This is a genomic window from Pseudomonas sp. M1, assembly GCF_022760135.1.
GTDB classification, from domain to species: domain Bacteria; phylum Pseudomonadota; class Gammaproteobacteria; order Pseudomonadales; family Pseudomonadaceae; genus Pseudomonas; species Pseudomonas citronellolis.
Map to the genome: position 1 here is coordinate 290,383 of NZ_CP094343.1, position 17,292 is coordinate 307,674.

Consider the following 17,292-nt stretch of genomic DNA (forward strand, 5'->3'; position numbering starts at 1 on the left):
GAACAAGCATGGAGTCAGCCGCATGATCAAACAGGTGCTTTCACCCCTGGCCGCCGCTTGCCTGCTCGGCATCGCCAGCCAGGCCCTGGCGTCACCTTCCCCGTATTCGACCCTGGTGGTGTTCGGCGACAGCCTCAGCGACGCCGGCCAGTTCCCCGACGCCGACGGCCCCGCCGGCGCCTCCACCCGCTTCACCAACCGCGTGGGACCGACCTATCTGGACGGCAGCGGCGAGGTCTTCGGGCCTACCGCGGCGATGATCCTCGGCGGCAAGCTGGGCGTCGCCGCCGGCGACCTCGGCCCCTCGACCTCGCTGGTGAACGCCGCCGAAGGCCTGCCGGACGGCAACAACTGGGCGGTGGGTGGCTACCGCACCGACCAGATCTACGACTCCATCACCGCCGCCGGCGGCTCGGTGGTCAGCGCCAACGGCCAGACGCGCACCCGTGACGGCTACCTGGTCGGCCGCCTCGCCGATCCCAACGCGCTCTACTACCTCACCGGCGGCGGCAACGACTTCCTGCAGTTCCGCATCACCGACGACCCCTCCGCCCGCGCCGCCGCCGGGCGCCTGGTGGACAGCGCCCAGGCCCTGAGCCAGGCCGGCGCGCGCTACATCATGGTCTGGCTGCTGCCCGACCTGGGCCTCACCCCGGCCACCAACGGCACCGTCCTGCAGAGCTTCGGCACCCAGCTCAGCGGCATTTTCAACGAGGAGCTGGTCAGCCAGTTGGCCAGCAGCGGCGCCAACGTGATCCCGCTGAACATCCCGCTGATGCTCCAGGAAGTGCTGGCCGATCCCGGCGCCTATGGCCTGGCCACCGGACAGAACCTGGTGGGCACCTGCTTCAGTGGCAACAGCTGCCCGGAAAACCCGGTCTACGGCCGCCACGGCAGCAGCCCCGACCCGACCAAGCTGATCTTCAACGATGGCGTGCACCCGACCATCGCCGGCCAGACGCTGATCGCCGATTACGCCTACTCGGTGCTGTCCGCGCCCTGGGAGGCCACCCTGCTGCCGGAAATGGCCCACGGCACCCTGCGCGCCTACCAGGACGAGCTGCGCAGCCAGTGGCTGGCCGACTGGGAGAACTGGCAGGGCGTCGGCCAGTGGCGTGGCTTCGTCACCGGCGGCGGCCAGCACCTGGACTACGACGACCAGGACAGCGCCGCCAGCGGCGACGGCTTCGGCTACAACCTGACCCTGGGCGGCTCGCTGCGCCTGGACGACGCCTGGCGCGCCGGCATCGCCGCCGGTTTCTACCGGCAGAAACTGGAGGCCGGCGCCGAGGATTCCGACTACAAGCTCAACAGCTACCTGGGCAGCCTCTTCGTGCAGTACCAGCAGGATCGCTGGTGGGGCGACGCCGCGGTGACCGGCGGCTACCTCGACTACGACGAGGCCAACCGCAAGTTCGCCATCGGCCCGCGCACCGTCGAGGAGAAGGGCGACACCAACGGCAACCTGCTCGCCTTCAGCGGCCGGATCGGCTACGACATCGCCCAGGGCGGCGAGGCCTGGCACCTGTCGCCCTTCGTCAGCGCCGACTGGGCGCGGGTGAAGGTGGACGGCTACGACGAGGGCAACGCTTCCACCTCGCTGTCGTTCGACGAGCAGATGCGCTACTCCCGCCGCCTTGGCGTGGGCCTGCAGGGCAAGTACGCGCTCAGCGAGCAGACCCAGCTGTTCGGCGAAGTGGCGGTGGAGCGCGAATACGCCGACGACACCCAGAACATCGGGATGGCCTTCACCAGCCTGCCGGCCAACGGCTTCACCCTGCAGGGCTACACCCCGCAGAGCCACCTGCAGCGCGCGACCCTGGGCTTCGCCCGGAAGCTGACCCCGGAACTCTCGCTGCGCGGCGGCTACAGCGCGCACCGCAGCGACGACGACCTGCAGCAGGGCGTGAGCCTGGCGCTGAGCCTGGACTTCTAAGCCCGGTACGCCAGGAAGCCGCCGCGACTGACGGCCGCAGCGACGAGGGAACCGACCACCGGCGGCGCGCTCCAACCTCAGGACGGACGCGCCGTACGGGAGGCGGCGTGGCCGATTCCACGCTAGAATGCGCGCAGTTTTTTTCCTACCTCTCCCCCGGAGCCCTTCCATGTCCCGCGTTACCCTCAGCCGCTACCTCATCGAGCAGACCCGCAGCCACAACACCCCGGCCGACCTGCGCTTCCTCATCGAGGTGGTGGCGCGTGCGTGCAAGGAAATCAGCCATGCCGTGTCCAAGGGCGCCCTGGGCGGCGTGCTGGGCAGCATGGGCACCGAGAACGTACAGGGCGAGGTGCAGAAGAAGCTGGACGTGATGTCCAACGAAATCCTCCTGGAAGCCAACGAGTGGGGCGGCCACCTGGCCGGCATGGCCTCCGAGGAGATGGACAACGCCTACCAGATCCCCGGCAAGTACCCCAAGGGCGCCTACCTGCTGGTGTTCGACCCGCTGGACGGCTCCAGCAACATCGACGTCAACGTTTCGGTCGGCACCATCTTCTCGGTGCTGCGCTGCCCCGAGCAGCACCTGAGCCAGAACGACAGCCTCAACGAGCAGGCCTTCCTCCAGCCGGGCACCAGGCAGGTCGCCGCCGGCTACGCCATCTACGGCCCGCAGACCATGCTGATGCTGACCCTCGGCGACGGCGTCAAGGGCTTCACCCTGGACCGCGAGCTGGGCAGCTTCGTGCTCACCCACGACAACATCCGCGTGCCGGACAGCACCGCCGAGTTCGCCATCAACATGTCCAACCAGCGCCACTGGGAAGCCCCGGTGCAGCGCTACGTCAGCGAACTGCTGGCCGGCAAGGAAGGCCCGCTGGGCAAGAACTACAACATGCGCTGGATCGCCTCCATGGTGGCCGATGTGCACCGCATCCTGACCCGCGGCGGCATCTTCATGTACCCGCGCGATGCCCGTGAGCCGGAGAAGCCCGGCAAGCTGCGGCTGATGTACGAGGCCAACCCGATGTCCTTCATCATCGAGCAGGCCGGCGGCGCCGCCACCAACGGCACCCAGCGCATCCTCGACATCCAGCCGGATTCGCTGCACCAGCGCGTGGCCGTGTTCCTCGGTTCGAAGGAAGAGGTCGAGCGCGTCACCGGCTACCACCAGGCCTGATGAGCGCGGCACCCGCCTGGCAGGCGTTGCTCGACTGGTGGTTCGGCGACGCCCTGCGCGCCAGCGACGTCGCCGCCCAGCGCAACGGCCTGTGGTTCGGCAAGAGCGCCTGCGAGGACACGGCTTCGGACAACCGTTTCGGCGGCCTGGTGCGCCAGGCCCTGGACGGCGGGCTGGCCGACTGGGCCGGCTCGGCCCAGGGCTGGCTGGCGCTGATCCTGCTGCTGGACCAGTTGCCGCGGATGATCTTCCGCGACACGCCGCGCGCCTACGACGGCGACGCCCGCGCCCAGGCGCTGGTGCGCCGCGGTCTTGCGGCCGGGCTGGACCGCCAGTTGCAGCCCATCGAGCGGGTCTTCGTCTACCTGGTGCTTGAGCACGCCGAGGACCTGGCGCAGCAGGAGCAGGCGGTGCAGCGCTTCGCCGAACTGCATGAGCAGGCCGCCGAGGACGACAAGGCGCTGTTCGCCGATTTCCTCGACTACGCCGAGCGCCACCGCGCAGTGGTCGCGCGCTTCGGCCGCTTCCCCCATCGCAACGCCATCCTTGGCCGCGAGTCCAGCGCCGAGGAAGTCGCCTTCCTCAAGGAACCCGGCTCGCATTTCTGACTCCAACGGTGCGTTTCGCGTGGCCTGTGCCACGCTTGTCCAATGGACCATCCGACAATGGAGTTGCCCATGTCCTTCCGCCGTATCGCCCTGATCGCCGTCTGCATCGCCATGGCCGCCTGCAGCAAGCTCAACCAGGAAAACTATTCCAAGCTCAAGGCCGGCATGGACAAGGCCGAGGTGGAGGCCCTGCTCGGCAAGCCGACCGAGTGCTCCGGCGCGCTGGGCGTGTCCAGCTGCACCTGGGGTGACGACAAGACCTTCATCAGCGTGCAGTACGCCGGCGACAAGGTGCTGATGTTCTCCGGCCAGGGCCTGAAGTGAGATGAACGCCGCGCTGCGGGTGCTCGCCGCCGTCGCGCTGGCCGGCATCGGCGGCTGCGCCGGGCACGCCGAGGAGCGGCCGCAAACGATGCAGGTCGACCCGCAGCGCTACGCCGGCACATGGTACGAGCTGGCGCGCAAGCCGATGTTCTTCCAGCGCGCCTGCCTGCAGTCCGAGGCCCACTACAGCGTGCGCGCCGACGGCAGCATCGGCCTGCGCAACCGCTGCCGCACCGCCGACGGCAGCTGGAAACAGGTGACCGGCACGGCCACCCCGCAGACGCCGGGCAGCACCGATGCCTTCTGGGTGCGCTTCGATAACTGGGCGTCGCGGCTGCTCCCCGGCGTGGTGCGCGGCGACTACCGGGTGCTCTACGTCGACGAGGACTACCAGACCGCGCTGGTCGGCAACCGCGATCGCGACCACCTGTGGCTGCTGGCGCGGCAGACCAGCCTGCCGGAGGCGACGCTGCGTCGTTTGTTGGCCGAGGCCAATCGCAAGGGGTATGACACGAGCGATCTGATCTGGCGGAGTAAGGACAGCGCGATCGCGGGGAATTGAGGGATGGATGTTTTGTGGGGTGGTGGTGTCTGCCGGTGACGCAGGTGCGTTACTTCACCTCCGCCCCTCTCCCTAACCCTCTCCCTGAAGGGAGAGGGGACCGTTGGGCAGGGTTGGGGATTCTGGAGTCAGCCGGCAGCTCCGGTGGTTTCCAGCTGAAACCATTTCTTCTCTCGGCACGGACAAGCCCCCTCTCCCTTCAGGGAGAGGGCTGGGGAGAGGGAAAGAAGGTTGGTCTAGACGACGAAGCCACCGGCTGCCCCCATCACCCCAACAACTCCCGCAACACCCCCGCGAACTCCCCGGCGCTCTGCTCTTCCAGCGCATGCCGGCGATCCCGTACCACCCACTGCCCGTTGACCATCACATCGCGCACCTGGCGGTCGCCGCCGGCGAACAGCCAGCGGTTGAGCAGGGTGTCGGGCTTGGCGGTGGCCAGGTAGGGATCGTTGCCGTCGAGTACCAGCAGGTCGGCGCGGCGGCCCGCGGCCAGTTCGCCCACCGGTTGGCCCAGGGCCTGGGCGCCGCCCACAAGGGCCGCTTCGTAGAGCGTCTGGCCGATGTTGGGCTGGTCGCTGCGGTACAGGCGGTTGCGCTTCTGGTCGCGCAGGCGCTGGCCGTATTCCAGCCAGCGCAGTTCCTCCACCACGCTCAGCGACACGTGGCTGTCCGAGCCGATGCCCAGGCGCCCGCCGCGGGCCAGGTAGTCCACCGCCGGGAAGATGCCGTCGCCGAGGTTGGCCTCGGTGGTCAGGCACAGGCCGGCCACGGTGCCGCTGGCGGCCATGGCGGCGACTTCGTCGGGCTCGGCGTGGGTGGCGTGGACCAGGCACCAGCGCTCGTCCACCTCGATGTTGTCGTACAGCCACTGCAGCGGCCGGCGCTGGCTCCAGGCCAGGCAGTCGTCGACTTCCTTCTGCTGCTCGGCGATGTGGATGTGGATGGGCCCTTCGCTGCTGTCGGACTCCAGCACCTCGGTGATCTGCTGCGGCGTCACCGCGCGCAGCGAGTGGAAGCACAGGCCGACGCGCTGCGCCGGTTGCGCCGCCAGGCGCGGCTGCAGGCCATGGATCAGCTCCAGGTAGGCGTCGGTGCCGTTGATGAAGCGGCGCTGGCCCTCGCTGGGCGGCTGGCCGCCGAAGCCGGAATGGCTGTAGAGCACCGGCAGCAGCGTCAGGCCGATGCCGGCCTCGCGCGCGGCCTGGCTGACGCGCAGCGCCAGCTCGGCCGGCTCGGCGTAGCGCTGGCCATCCAGGTCGTGGTGCACGTAGTGGAATTCGGCGACGCCGGTGTAGCCGGCCTTGAGCATCTCGATGTACAGCTGGCGGGCGATGACCTGCAACTGCTCCGGGGTGATGCGGCCGACCAGGCGGTACATCAGTTCGCGCCAGGTCCAGAAGCTGTCGTTGGGGTTGCCGGCCACCTCGGCCAGGCCCGCCATGGCGCGCTGGAAGGCGTGCGAGTGCAGGTTGGGCATGCCCGGCAGCACCGGCCCGCGCAGGCGCTCGGCGCCCTCGGCGCTGGCGTTGGCCTCGACCCGCGCCAGCAGGCCGTCGGCGGCAACCTCGAAACGGACATCGCGGGCCCAGCCGGAAGGGAGGAGGGCGCGTTCGGCGTAATAGGCGGGCATAATCATGCTCCTGCACGCATGGACTTATTTGTATATACATATACAGACGTTCTGGGCGTGCGTAAACTGTCGCCAAGGTCATCCCGCCAAGGAGCGCTCCGATGCCGAACCCACAACCCTCGTCCATGCCGTTGGCCGCCCAGCTCGCAGAGACGCCGGCGCCGCTCTACGCGCGGGTCAAGCAGATGATCACCCAGCAGATCGCCAGCGGCACCTGGCCGCCGCACTACCGGGTGCCATCGGAGAGCGAGCTGGTCGCCGAGCTGGGCTTCAGCCGCATGACCATCAACCGGGCGTTGCGCGAGCTGACTGCCGAGGGGCTGCTGGTCCGCATGCAGGGTGTGGGCACCTTCGTCGCCGAGCCCAAGGGCCAGGCGGCGTTGTTCGAGGTGCACAACATCGCCGACGAGATCGCCAGCCGTGGCCACGCGCACCGCGCCGAGGTGATCGTCCTCGACGAGGTCAAGGCCGGCCCCGAGCACGCCATGGCCCTGGGCCTGCGCGAGGGGCAGAAGCTGTACCACTCGCTGCTGGTGCACTTCGAGAACGGTGTGCCGGTACAAATCGAGGAGCGCTACGTGAACCCGCTGGTGGCGCCGGAGTACCTGGGGCAGGACTTCACCCGCAGCACGCCCAACGCCTACCTGATGGCGCTGGCGCCGATGACCGAGGGCGAGCACGTGGTCGAGGCGGTGTTGGCCAATGCGGCCGAATGCAAGCTGCTGAAGATCGAGCGTGGCGAGCCCTGCCTGCTGATCCGCCGGCGCACCTGGTCGGGCCGCCAGGTGGTGGCCAGCACCCGCCTGCTGTATCCCGGCTCCCGTTACCGACTCGAGGGGAAATTCGAACAATGATCCACCTGCTGCGCGCCGCCGATTACCCGTGCATGCCCTGGAAGAATGGGGCCGGCACCACGCTGGAGATCACCCGCGACAGCGGCGCCGGCCTGGCGGGCTTCGGCTGGCGCCTGTCGATCGCCGACGTCGGCGAGTCCGGCAGTTTCTCCCGTTTCGACGGTTACCAGCGGATCATCACCGTGCTCGAAGGCGCCGGCATGCGCCTGCACGTCGACGGCGTGGATTCGCGGCCCTTGCTGGCGCTGGACCCGTTCGCCTTCAGCGGCGACAGCCATGTGGAGTGCACGCTGCTCGATGGCGCCATACGCGACTTCAATCTGATCTACGCGCCGCAGCGCTACGACGCGCGCCTGCACTGGCTGCGGGTGAATGGCGAGCAGCGCCTGTTCGCCTCGTCCGGCATCTGGCTGCTGTTCAGCGCCGGCGAGGGCCTGCGCGCCAGCCTGGACGGCCATGACTGCGGCGTCCTGGGGCGCCACGACTGCCTGCGCATCGAGGGTAACGAAGGCCTGGCCGTGCTGCTGCTGGAGAGCGACGGCCCGGTGAACTGCTGCCTGATCGAGCTGAATGCCAGGGCTTGACCGCGCGGGGCGCGCCGACATTGCCACTGTTACGTACTGGATCAGGCGTTCGCTCAGCCCGCGCCGTGCCCGGCCTTGACCGGCAGGCGGCTGCCCAGGCGATAGCGCGACGAGGGGTGGACGAAGCGCACGAAGGTCACCGCCTTACCCCGGACCCAGGTGCGGCGCATCAGCACCAGGCAGGGCTCGTTGCCTTCCAGTTCCAGCAGCTCGCTTTCCGCCGGGTTCGGCAGCACGGCGTCGACGATGTGCTCCATCTCGTCCGGCGCGATCACGTTGAGCAGGTACTGCGAGGGTTGCAGTTCGTCGTCGAAGCGCTGCTGCAGCAACTCGGGAATCAGCTCCGGGTTCACGTAGCGGTCTTCCAACTGCACCGGCACGCCTTCCTCGCAATGCACACAGGTGACATGGAATACCGAGCTGCCGGTGGGCAGCGATAGCGCCGCCGCCACCGGCAGCGAGGCGGCTTCGCGGGCGAGAGTGACCAGCCGGCACTCGTAGCGATGACCGCGGGCGCGCACCTCGTCGGCGAGGTTGGCGATCATCAGCAGGTTGGACTGCGGCTTGCGGTCGGCGACGAAGGTACCCACCCCCGACAGCCGCACCAGGTGGCCTTCGGCGGTGAGTTCGCGCAGGGCGCGGTTGACCGTCATGCGCGACATGCCCAGCTCCACCACCAGTCGGTTCTCCGAGGGGATCAGGTCGCCGGGTTTCCACTCGCCTGAGCGCAGCTTGTTCTCGACGAAGGACTTGGCCTGCCGATAGAGGGCTTGCGGGATGCTGGGCTTGGCGGTCATGGAGGTGGCTCCGGGGCGGCGGATCAGGCGGGCGGCGCGGGTTGCGCGAGGGCCCGGTCGAGGGCCTGGAGGAACAGGTCGTTGTCCTCGCGGGTGCCGACGGAAACGCGCAGCCAGCGAGTGTAACCCGGTTCGCGCCAGGGTTTGACGATCACCCCCTGGCGCAGCAGGGCCTGGTTCAGGTCTTCGGCCTCGAAGGGCGTGGCGAAGAACAGGAAGTTCGCCCGCGATGGCGCCGGCAGCAGGCCCCGCTCGCGCAGCGCCGCGTCCAGGCGGCGGCGTTCAACGGCGACGTGCTCGAGGCTGGCGCGCAGGTGCGCCTGGTCGGCCAGCGCGGCGATGGCGGCGGCCTGGGCCGCGCGATTGACGTTGAAGGGCGTGCGCAGGCGGTCGATCAGCTCGGCCAGGTGGGCGTCGCCGGCTACCCCGTAGCCGATGCGCAGCCCGGCCAGGGCGTAGGCCTTGGAAAAAGTGCGCAGCAGTACGTAGGGTTTGCCGCTGGCCTCCAGCATGGCCAGGCAGTCGGGGTAGCCGGGCTCGTCGCGGGCGTACTCGTGGTAGGCCTCGTCGAACACCAGCAGGCAGTGCGCCGGCAGCCCTTCGAGGATGCGCTGCAGTTCGTCGGCCCGCAGGGTACAGCCCACCGGGTTGGACGGGCAGGCGAACATCAGCAGGCGGGTGCGCGGGCCGAGGGCGGCGATCAGGCCGTCGACGTCGATACCCATGTCCGCTGTCATGGGCACGCCGCGCACTTCGGCGCCGGCGGCGCGTGGGTAGATCAGGTGCAGGCCGAAGGACGGCAGCACGGTGAGCACCTCGTCGCCATGGTCGAGGAACACCCGGCTGATGATCCCGAGCAGGTCCTCCGAGCCGTTGCCGAACACCAGGCGCTGGCCGTCCACCTGCAGGTGCTCGGCCAGCGCGGCGCGAAGCTCGCCGCAGCTGGCGTCGGGGTAGAGCGCGCATTGCCCGGCAGCCTCGGCCAGAGCGGCGGCCACCGCAGGCGCGGCGCCTAGCGGGTTTTCGTTGCTGCCCAGCTTGGCGATGCGGGCGAGGCCGAAGCGCTGGCGCACGGCGTCGCTGGACAGGCCGGCGTTGTAGCGGGCGAGGCCGCGTACTTCGGCGCGGGCGAGAGAGTCGAGGTAGGTCATGCGCGGGCCTCTTCTTCTTTCAGGTCCTGCCAGAAGGCATTGCGGTCCAGGTAGTTCTGCAGGAACTGCTGCAGGCGGGGGTGCCGGGTGTCGTGGAAAACCTCGCGCGGCGAGCCCTTGGCGACGATGCGGCCCTGGTCGAGGAAGACCACGGTGTCGGCGACCTGGGCGGCGAAGCCCATCTCGTGGGTCACCACCACCATGGTCATGCCGTCGGCGGCCAGCGCCTTCATCACCTGCAGCACCTCGCCCACCAGCTCCGGGTCCAGCGCCGAGGTCGGCTCGTCGAACAGCATGATGTGCGGCTCCATGGCCAGCGCGCGGGCGATGGCCACACGCTGCTGCTGGCCGCCGGAGAGCTGTGCCGGGTAGTTGTCGGCCTTGTGCGCCAGACCGACCTTCTCCAGCATCGCCAGGCCGCGGCGCCGGGCCTCGTCGGTCGGCTGCCGGCGCACCCGCAGCAGGGCCTCGGTGACGTTGCCCAGCACGCTCATGTGCGGCCACAGGTTGAACTGCTGGAAGACCATGCCGACGTTGCGCCGCACCTGGTTGATCTGCGCGCGGCTGGCCAGCTTGCGCCGCGGGCCGGGCTGCCAGCCGAGCAGCTGGCCCTCGATGAATACCTCGCCGCTGTCGTACTGCTCGAGGAAGGCCATGCTGCGCAACAGGGTGCTCTTGCCGGAGCCGGAGGGGCCTATCAGGCACACCACTTCCGAGCGCCGCACGTCCAGGTCGATGTCGTGCAGCACCTGCAGCTGGCCGAAGTGCTTGCCGACGCCGCGCAGCTTGAGAATGGGTTCGCCGGCTGCGCCGGCGCTGGGGTCGTGTTGCATGGGATGCACCTCGATGGCGGGGCCGTATGGGCGTACCGGGGTGTTCATGTCAGGCCTCCTGGCGCTGCAGGAAGCGCCCGACGCGCGCTTCCAGGGCCAGGCCCAGGCGCGAGCAGAGTTCGATGAGCACGAGATAGCCGATGCACAGCACCAGCAGTGTCTCGACGAAGGCGAAGGTCTCCGAGCCGATGCCGGTCAGCACCATGGTCAGTTCCGGGATGGTGATGATCGACAGCACCGCGGTTTCCTTGCACAGGATGGTGACCAGGTTGACCAGCGCCGGCAGGATGATCACCAGCATCTGCGGCAGTTGGATGCGCAGGATGCACTGCCAGCGGCCGATACCCAGGCACTCGGCGGCCTCCAGCTGGCCCGGCGGCACCGACTGGAAGCCGGCGCGGAAGATCTCGGCGAAATACACGCTGCCGTACACGCCCAGGCCGAGGATGCCGGCGCTGATCGGTTGCAGGTCGAGGCCGAAGGACGGCCCGCCGTAGTACAGCAGGAACAGCTGGACGAGGAAGGGCGTGGCGCGGATCAGTTCGATGAAGGCACGCAGCGGCGCGCGCAGCCAGGGCCCGCCGAACAGCTGCAGGATGGCGATCAGCAGGCCCAGCAGCAGGCCCAGGGCGACACCGGCGCTCCAGGTCTGGAAGGTCACCAGCAGGCCATCGCCGATCTCGCCCAGGCGGCTGGTGATGATGCTCGGCTCGAAGGTCATGCCAGCCCCCTTTGCAGCCGCCGTTCGAGCAGGCCGCCGCAGAACGCCAGGGGGATATTGATCAGGCAGTAGAAGGCGGCCAGCACCAGGTAGGTCTGCAGGAACAGGTAGTTGCTCGCCGCCAGGTTCTGTGCGGTGCGCGTCAGGTCGGCGAGGCCGACCACCGAGACCAGCGAGGACGCCTTGATCAGCAGGATCATTTCGTTGAGCAGGGCCGGCAGGGTCAGGCGCACCGCTTGCGGCACCTTGATCCGCAGCAGGATCTGCCAGGCCGATATCCCCAGCAGGTGCGCCGCCTCCAGCTGGCCGCCGGGAATGGCGAGGAAGCCGCCGCGGAAGATCTCGGCGATGTAGGCGCCGGCGGCCAGGGCCAGGCCGATCACCGCCGCCACCAGGGGCGAGACGTTGGGCAGGCCGATGCGCGGCAGGAAGTAGTAGATGAACAGCAGCTGCACCAGCAGGGGCACGCCGCGGAACACGAAGATGTAGGCGCCGCCGAGGCGGCGCAGCAGCGGACGTGGCGACAGGCGCAGGGTGCAGACGCCGATGCCGATGACGAAGCCGATGCCCAGGCCCGCGAGGGAGACCCCGAGGGTGGTCAGCAGGCTCGCGGCCATCAGCGGCAGGCTCTGCAGCAGGGTGGGCCAATCGAAGATCATTGCCGGTCTCCTGCGCCGCTTGGCGCATCGCAAGGCGGAAGACGGGCGGCGCGCCCCGGCCGGGCGCGCCGCCGCCCGGGGTTACCAGGTGGGCTCGAAGTCACCCTGCGGGGTCTGCATGGCCGCGCCCAGCCACTTCTTCTGCAGCGCGGCCAGGCGGCCGTCGGCGTGCAGCTTGGCCAGGGCCTGGTCGAGGGCCTGGATCAGGCTGGCGGCGTCGTCGTCCTTGCGGCCCAGGTAGGCGAAGTAGGACTTCTTGCCGAACGGTGGCTGCACCACGGCGAATACCTGCGGGCGCTGGGCGGCGACGTAGGAGATGTTCGGCAGCGAGTTGGCCACCGCGGCGATGCGCCCGGCGGCGAGGTCGGCATAGGCCTGGTTGTTGTCCACGTATTCGCGGATGGTTACCTTCTGCGGCAGGGCCGCGGCGAAGGTCTTCAGCTCCTCCAGTTGCGCGGAACCCTTGCCGGCGCCGACGGTGAGCCCGGCGATGTCCTCGGGCTTGGCGATCTTGTCGTTGCGCGCGCTCCTGAGCAGCGACACCGTGGCCTCGGCGATGGGGTCGACGAAGCGGTAGCGCTCCTTGCGCGCCTTGGTGACGATGATGGGCCCGGCGACCACATCGAACTTCTTCGCCTCCAGGCCGGGCAGCACGCTCGGCCAGGGCAGGTCGATGAAGCGCACCTTCACGCCCAGTTCGTCGCCCAGGGCCTTGAACAGTTCGGCGTTCAGGCCCTGCTGCTTGCCGTTCTCGAGGAAGTCGAAGGGGGCGAACTGCATTTCCGTTCCCACCACCAGTTCGCCGGCTTTCTTCACGTCGGCCAACTGGTCGGCGTTGGCCTGCGGGGCCAGGGCGAGGATCGCGGCGGCGCCGAGGGCGGCGAGGGTCTTGCCAAGCACGGGGTTGAAGCGCATCGGGTAACTCCTTCGTTGGGCGGACAGTTGTCGTTCTTGTGCAACGGCAGAGCAGCAGCAAATGTGCCAATCAACAGGGGCATGGGCCGGTCTGCGCCGGTTTCACCCCAGCAGCTTGCCGGGGTTGAGGATGCCCCTGGGGTCCAGGGCCTGCTTGAGCTGGCGCATCACCTGCAGGGCCTCGGGGCTTACCGAGTGGTGCAGGAATTCGCGCTTGAGCAGGCCGATGCCATGTTCGGCGGACACCGAGCCGGCCATTTCGCCGACCGCGGCATAGACCAGCTCCTCCACTTCCAGCACCGGCGCCGGCTGCGGCAGCGCGCGGCAGTCCAGGGTGAGGTGCAGGTTGCTGTCGCCGATGTGGCCGAAATACAAGCTGCGGTTGCCCGGCCAGCGCGCCTGCAGGCGCTCGCGGCAGCGCTCGACGAACTCGCCGATGCGGCCGATCGGCAGGCTGACGTCGAAGTTCAGCGGTTGCAGGCGGTTGGGGAATTCCCCGGTGGCCTCGCGAACTTTCCACAGCTGGCGAGCCTGGGCGTGGGAACGGGCGATCACCGCGTCGACCACCTCGCCGGCTTCGAAGGCGCCCTGCAGCGTGCGCTCCAGGGCCTGGCCGGCGGCGCTGGTGTCGAACAGCGCATACAGCGGATGGTGGTCGGCCAGCGGCGCCTCGGCGTTTTCCAGCCAGGACACGCCGAGGCGGTAGAAGTCCTGCCACATCAGCTCGTAGGCCTGCGGCGTGCCCAGCTCGCGCTGCACGCGGCGCAGCAGGGCGACGGCGCTGGCGTAGTCGGGCAGGGCGCAGAGGCTGGTGGTCTGTTCGCCGGGCGGCGGCGCCAGCTTGAGCACCGCGCGGGTGATCACCCCGAGGGTGCCTTCGGAGCCGATGAAGCACTGTTTCAGGTCGTAGCCGGTGTTGTTCTTGATCATCTTGTTGAGCAGGTTCAGCACCCGCCCGTCGGCCAGCACCACCTCCAGGCCCAGGACCAGGTCGCGGGTCATGCCGTAGCGGATCACCGCGTTGCCGCCGGCGTTGCAGGCGATGTTGCCGCCGATCTGGCAGGAGCCGCGCGCGCCCAGGTCCAGCGGGAACAGCAGGCCGGCCTCGGTGGCGGCCTGCTGGATGGTCTCCAGGCGGGTGCCGGCACGTACCGTCAGGGTCGAGGCGGCGCTGTCGAGTTCCTCGATACCCTCCAGGCGCTCCAGCGACAGGGCGATGTCCTGGGGGCGCGGCACGGCGCCGCCGGCCAGGCCGGTCATGCCGCCCTGGGGCACCACGCCCTGGCCGCGTTCGTTGCAGATGCGCAGGGCCGCGGCGACCTGTCCGGTGTCGCGTGGCAGCAGCAGCGCCGCGGGGCAGGCGGGGGCGTGGCGGGTCCAGTCGCTGTGGTGGCGCGGATTGATCGCGGCGCCGGTGAGCACGGCCTTGTCGCCAAGGGCCTGGCGCAGCAACTGGAGGGTCTGTTCGAGCTCGCTCATGGGGCTTGCCTATGCGGGGAGTGGGGCTGGCGTGGCGCGCAGCAGGCAGGTGGGGTCGACTTCGGCCAGGCGGCTGCGTCCGAGCAAGGCCAGGGCCAGGCGCAGTTCCTGGTGCAACAGGTCCAGCGCGTGACCGGCGCCGGCGCTGCCGCCAAGGGCCACGCCATACAGGGTGGCGCGGCCGAGCAGCACGGCGTCGGCCCCCAGGGCGCAGGCCTTGAGGATATCGGCGCCACGGCGGATGCCGCTGTCCAGCAGGATCGCCAGGCGGCCCTTGACCGCCGCGGCGATGGCCGGCAGGCAGTCGACGCTGGCCGGCGCGCCGTCGAGCTGGCGGCCGCCGTGGTTGCTGACCACCACCCCATCGAGGCCCAGTTCCGCACAGCGCCGGGCGTCGCCGGCGTCCAGCACGCCCTTGAGCAGCAGGCGGTGTGGCCAGCGTTGGCGCAGGCGTTCCAGGGCGTTCCAGTCCAGCGCGGTATCCATCTGCTGGCCGATGAAGTGCGCGGCGCCAGCGGCGTTGCGTCGGTTCGCCGGCAGGTAGGGCGCGAGGTTGGCCATTTGCGGCATGCCCTGCGGCCAGAGTACCTGCAATAGCCAGCGTGGGTGGCGCAGCACGTCGAGGCGGTTGCGCCAGGTGAGGTGCTGCGGACGACTGAAGTTGCGCCTGTCCCATTCCCGGTTGCCCAGCAGCACGGCGTCGCCGGTCAGCAGCAGGGTGCGGCAACCGGCGGCCTCGGCGCGTTGCAGCAGGTCGTCCTGGATGCCGGGGTCGCGCAGGCAGTAGAGCTGGAACCACAGTTCGGTGCCGGGCGCCGCGGCGGCGACTTCCTCCAGCGAGTTGGTGGCCACCGTGCTGAGCGTGAAGGGCAGGCCGCGCTCGCCGGCGGCACGGGCCAGGTGCAGATCGGCGTCGCGGTACAGCATGCCGTTGTAGCCGCTCGGGCCTATGCCCAGCGGCAGCGGCAATTCGCCGCCGAACAGGGGGTGGCGCAGGTCGGGCGCCGCGCAGGGCACCAGGGTGCGCGGCAGCAGGCCGAGTTCGGCAAAGGCCTGGCGGTTGCGCCGCAGGGTCAGCTCGTCTTCCGCGCCGCCGTCGAGGTACTCCCAGGCGAAATACGGCAGGCGCCGGCGGGCCATGGCGGCCAGCTCGGCGATGCTCTGTGCGCGGCGGAAGTCGGGACCGGTCTGGTAGCGGCGCATGTGCGGCGGCTCAGGCGTACAGCGCGCCGGGGGCGAGCCAGCGAGCGAAGGTGCCGTCCTCGACCCAGGCCCGCGCCGCGGCGATGTCCGGGGCGAAGTAGCGGTCCTGGTCGTAGGCCGGGACCTGGGCGCGGATCATCTTCAGCACTTCCTGCAACTGCGGCGAGCTTTGCAGCGGCGCGTGGAATTCCACGCCCTGGGCGGCGGCCAGCAGCTCGATGGCGACCACCGCCGAGCTGTTGCCGGCCATGTCCTGCAGGCGGCGCGCGGCGAAGGTGGCCATGGACACGTGGTCTTCCTGGTTGGCCGAGGTCGGCAGGCTGTCCACCGAGGCCGGGTGGGCCAGGGTCTTGTTCTCCGAGGCCAGGGCTGCCGAGGTCACCTGGGCGATCATGAAGCCGGAGTTGAGCCCGCCTTCCCTGACCAGGAACGCCGGCAGGCCGGACAGCGCCGGGTCCACCAGTTGGGCGATGCGCCGTTCCGACAGGGCGCCGATCTCGGCGATGGCCAGGGCCAGCACGTCGGCGGCCATGGCCACCGGCTCGGCGTGGAAGTTGCCGCCGGAGAGCACGTCGCCGTCGGCGCTGAACACCAGCGGGTTGTCCGACACCGCGTTGGCCTCGCGCAGGAACACTCCGGCGGCGAAGCGCAGGTGGTCGAGGCAGGCGCCCATCACCTGGGGCTGGCAGCGCAGCGAGTAGGGGTCCTGCACGCGCTTGCAGTCGATGTGCGACTGGTTGATCTGGCTGTCGTGCAGCAGCTCGCGGTAGAAGGCCGCCACGTCGATCTGCCCGGGCTGGCCGCGGACCGCCTGGATGCGCGCGTCGAAGGGCACGTAGGAGCCCTTGAGCGCTTCCACCGTCAGGCTGCCGGCGACCACCGCCGAGACGAACAGCTTCTCCGCCGCGAACAGCCCGCGCAGGGCCAGGGCGGTGGACACCTGGGTGCCGTTGATCAGCGCCAGGCCTTCCTTGGGCCCCAGTTCCAGCGGCTCCAGGCCGGCGACTGCCAGGCCTTCCACGGCCTCCATGACGCGGCCCCGGTGGCGTACCTGGCCGACGCCGATCAGCGCCGAGGACATGTGCGCCAGCGGGGCCAGGTCGCCGGACGCGCCCACCGAGCCCTGCGAGGGAATGCACGGGTAGACCTGGGCGCGGTACAGCTTGAGCAGCCCGTCTATCACCTCCCTGCGCACACCGGAGAAGCCGCGGGCTAGGGAGGCGATCTTGAGCGCCATGACCAAACCGACGGTGGCATCGTCCAGCAATGGGCCGGTGCCGGTGCAATGGGAGAGGATCAGGTTGCGCTGCAGCCTGGCCAACTGGTCGCCGGGAATGGACGTGCGCGCCAGCAGGCCGAAGCCGGTATTGATGCCGTAGACGGTGCGCTGGCTGGCGATGATCGCGGCCACCGTGCGGGTGCTGGCTTCGATGTCGGCCTGGCAGGCGGGGTCGAGACCGATGTCGGCCTGGTGCTGGTGGATCAGGCGCAATTGGTCGAGGGTGAGTTGGCCTGGGGCGATGAGCACTGTATCGGACATGGGTTGTTCCTGAAGCGTGTACGGCGGCTGCCGCGGGCGGGATGCTATCGGCGTGTTTGCCTGTATATACAGGACAGGCAATTCGTGGGCCAATCTTCCCGACCCCGGCGTGGCAGAGGCATCTCCCGGCGCTTCTGCGGTTTTCCGGCTGCCGTTCGTGTCACCTAAGGTTGCACCTGCGTGGGGCCGCTGTGTGCTAAGTGCACAACCGAAGGGCGCGTAGCGCACCGACTTCATTGGCTCCTGGAGGGCCCATAGCGTCGTTCGCCAGCCTTGTCTCCGGGCTGTCGGGGTGAAGGCCATGTGTTGGGCATAT

At 69.4% G+C, this 17,292-nt stretch carries 17 protein-coding genes; 7 read left to right on the forward strand and 10 right to left on the reverse strand.

Going from position 1 to position 17,292, the window contains the following annotated elements:
- The first annotated feature begins 22 nt into the window (after positions 1-22).
- The 5 genes from estP to PM1_RS01315 all read left to right on the forward strand — a co-directional run bounded on the left by estP (position 23) and on the right by PM1_RS01315 (position 4,610).
- Positions 23-1,936 (forward strand): esterase EstP, encoded by a 1,914-nt coding sequence (gene estP / locus PM1_RS01295; RefSeq protein WP_009613764.1) that lies wholly within the window; start codon positions 23-25, stop codon positions 1,934-1,936.
- 169 nt (positions 1,937-2,105) lie between these two features.
- Complete coding sequence (locus tag PM1_RS01300) at positions 2,106-3,116, forward strand: class 1 fructose-bisphosphatase (RefSeq protein ID WP_009613757.1); 1,011 nt, start codon at positions 2,106-2,108, stop codon at positions 3,114-3,116.
- Entirely contained in the window at positions 3,116-3,724 is a 609-nt protein-coding gene (locus PM1_RS01305) for a DUF924 family protein (RefSeq protein ID WP_009613755.1), read from the forward strand. The genes PM1_RS01300 and PM1_RS01305 overlap by 1 nt, the downstream gene beginning before the upstream one ends.
- A gap of 69 nt (positions 3,725-3,793) precedes the next feature.
- Entirely contained in the window at positions 3,794-4,048 is a 255-nt protein-coding gene (bamE, locus tag PM1_RS01310; RefSeq protein ID WP_009613753.1) for an outer membrane protein assembly factor BamE domain-containing protein, read from the forward strand.
- A gap of 1 nt (position 4,049) precedes the next feature.
- Positions 4,050-4,610, forward strand: a complete 561-nt coding sequence (locus PM1_RS01315; protein WP_009613752.1) for a lipocalin family protein — start codon at positions 4,050-4,052, stop codon at positions 4,608-4,610.
- Between the two features lie 265 nt (positions 4,611-4,875).
- Here PM1_RS01315 and PM1_RS01320 read toward each other — a convergent pair whose 3' ends face one another.
- On the reverse strand, positions 4,876-6,240 hold the full coding sequence (locus PM1_RS01320) for a formimidoylglutamate deiminase (protein ID WP_009613751.1): 1,365 nt from the start codon (positions 6,238-6,240) through the stop codon (positions 4,876-4,878).
- A 101-nt stretch (positions 6,241-6,341) separates the two neighbouring features.
- On the opposite strand from PM1_RS01320, the gene hutC (PM1_RS01325) reads away from it, so the two are divergent.
- Positions 6,342-7,094, forward strand: coding sequence for a histidine utilization repressor (gene hutC, locus PM1_RS01325; protein WP_009613750.1), 753 nt, complete (start codon positions 6,342-6,344; stop codon positions 7,092-7,094).
- The gene (locus PM1_RS01330) at positions 7,091-7,678 is read left to right on the forward strand and encodes a HutD/Ves family protein (protein WP_009613748.1); all 588 of its coding nucleotides are present in this window, start codon (positions 7,091-7,093) and stop codon (positions 7,676-7,678) included. Before hutC (PM1_RS01325) ends, PM1_RS01330 begins: the two co-directional genes overlap by 4 nt.
- 53 nt (positions 7,679-7,731) lie before the next feature.
- Here PM1_RS01330 and hutC (PM1_RS01335) read toward each other — a convergent pair whose 3' ends face one another.
- The 9 genes from hutC (PM1_RS01335) to hutH all read right to left on the reverse strand — a co-directional run bounded on the left by hutC (PM1_RS01335) (position 7,732) and on the right by hutH (position 16,976).
- Positions 7,732-8,475 (reverse strand): histidine utilization repressor, encoded by a 744-nt coding sequence (gene hutC / locus PM1_RS01335; protein ID WP_009613746.1) that lies wholly within the window; start codon positions 8,473-8,475, stop codon positions 7,732-7,734.
- A 23-nt stretch (positions 8,476-8,498) separates the two neighbouring features.
- Positions 8,499-9,626 (reverse strand): histidinol-phosphate transaminase, encoded by a 1,128-nt coding sequence (hisC, locus tag PM1_RS01340; protein ID WP_009613745.1) that lies wholly within the window; start codon positions 9,624-9,626, stop codon positions 8,499-8,501.
- Positions 9,623-10,420 (reverse strand): amino acid ABC transporter ATP-binding protein, encoded by a 798-nt coding sequence (locus PM1_RS01345; protein ID WP_173427893.1) that lies wholly within the window; start codon positions 10,418-10,420, stop codon positions 9,623-9,625. The genes hisC and PM1_RS01345 overlap by 4 nt, the downstream gene beginning before the upstream one ends.
- Positions 10,421-10,508: 88 nt before the next feature.
- The gene (locus PM1_RS01350) at positions 10,509-11,180 is read right to left on the reverse strand and encodes an amino acid ABC transporter permease (protein ID WP_009613741.1); all 672 of its coding nucleotides are present in this window, start codon (positions 11,178-11,180) and stop codon (positions 10,509-10,511) included.
- Entirely contained in the window at positions 11,177-11,839 is a 663-nt protein-coding gene (locus tag PM1_RS01355) for an amino acid ABC transporter permease (protein WP_009613739.1), read from the reverse strand. Before PM1_RS01355 ends, PM1_RS01350 begins: the two co-directional genes overlap by 4 nt.
- Before the next feature lie 81 nt (positions 11,840-11,920).
- Positions 11,921-12,754, reverse strand: a complete 834-nt coding sequence (locus PM1_RS01360; protein ID WP_009613737.1) for a transporter substrate-binding domain-containing protein — start codon at positions 12,752-12,754, stop codon at positions 11,921-11,923.
- Between the two features lie 102 nt (positions 12,755-12,856).
- Positions 12,857-14,233, reverse strand: a complete 1,377-nt coding sequence (locus PM1_RS01365) for an FAD-binding oxidoreductase (protein ID WP_009613735.1) — start codon at positions 14,231-14,233, stop codon at positions 12,857-12,859.
- A 9-nt stretch (positions 14,234-14,242) separates the two neighbouring features.
- Positions 14,243-15,436 carry an alpha-hydroxy acid oxidase gene (locus PM1_RS01370; protein ID WP_009613733.1) on the reverse strand — a complete coding sequence of 398 codons (1,194 nt, stop codon included), beginning with the start codon at positions 15,434-15,436 and terminating at the stop codon, positions 14,243-14,245.
- 10 nt (positions 15,437-15,446) lie between these two features.
- On the reverse strand, positions 15,447-16,976 hold the full coding sequence (gene hutH / locus PM1_RS01375; RefSeq protein WP_009613731.1) for a histidine ammonia-lyase: 1,530 nt from the start codon (positions 16,974-16,976) through the stop codon (positions 15,447-15,449).
- Positions 16,977-17,292 lie beyond the last annotated feature (316 nt).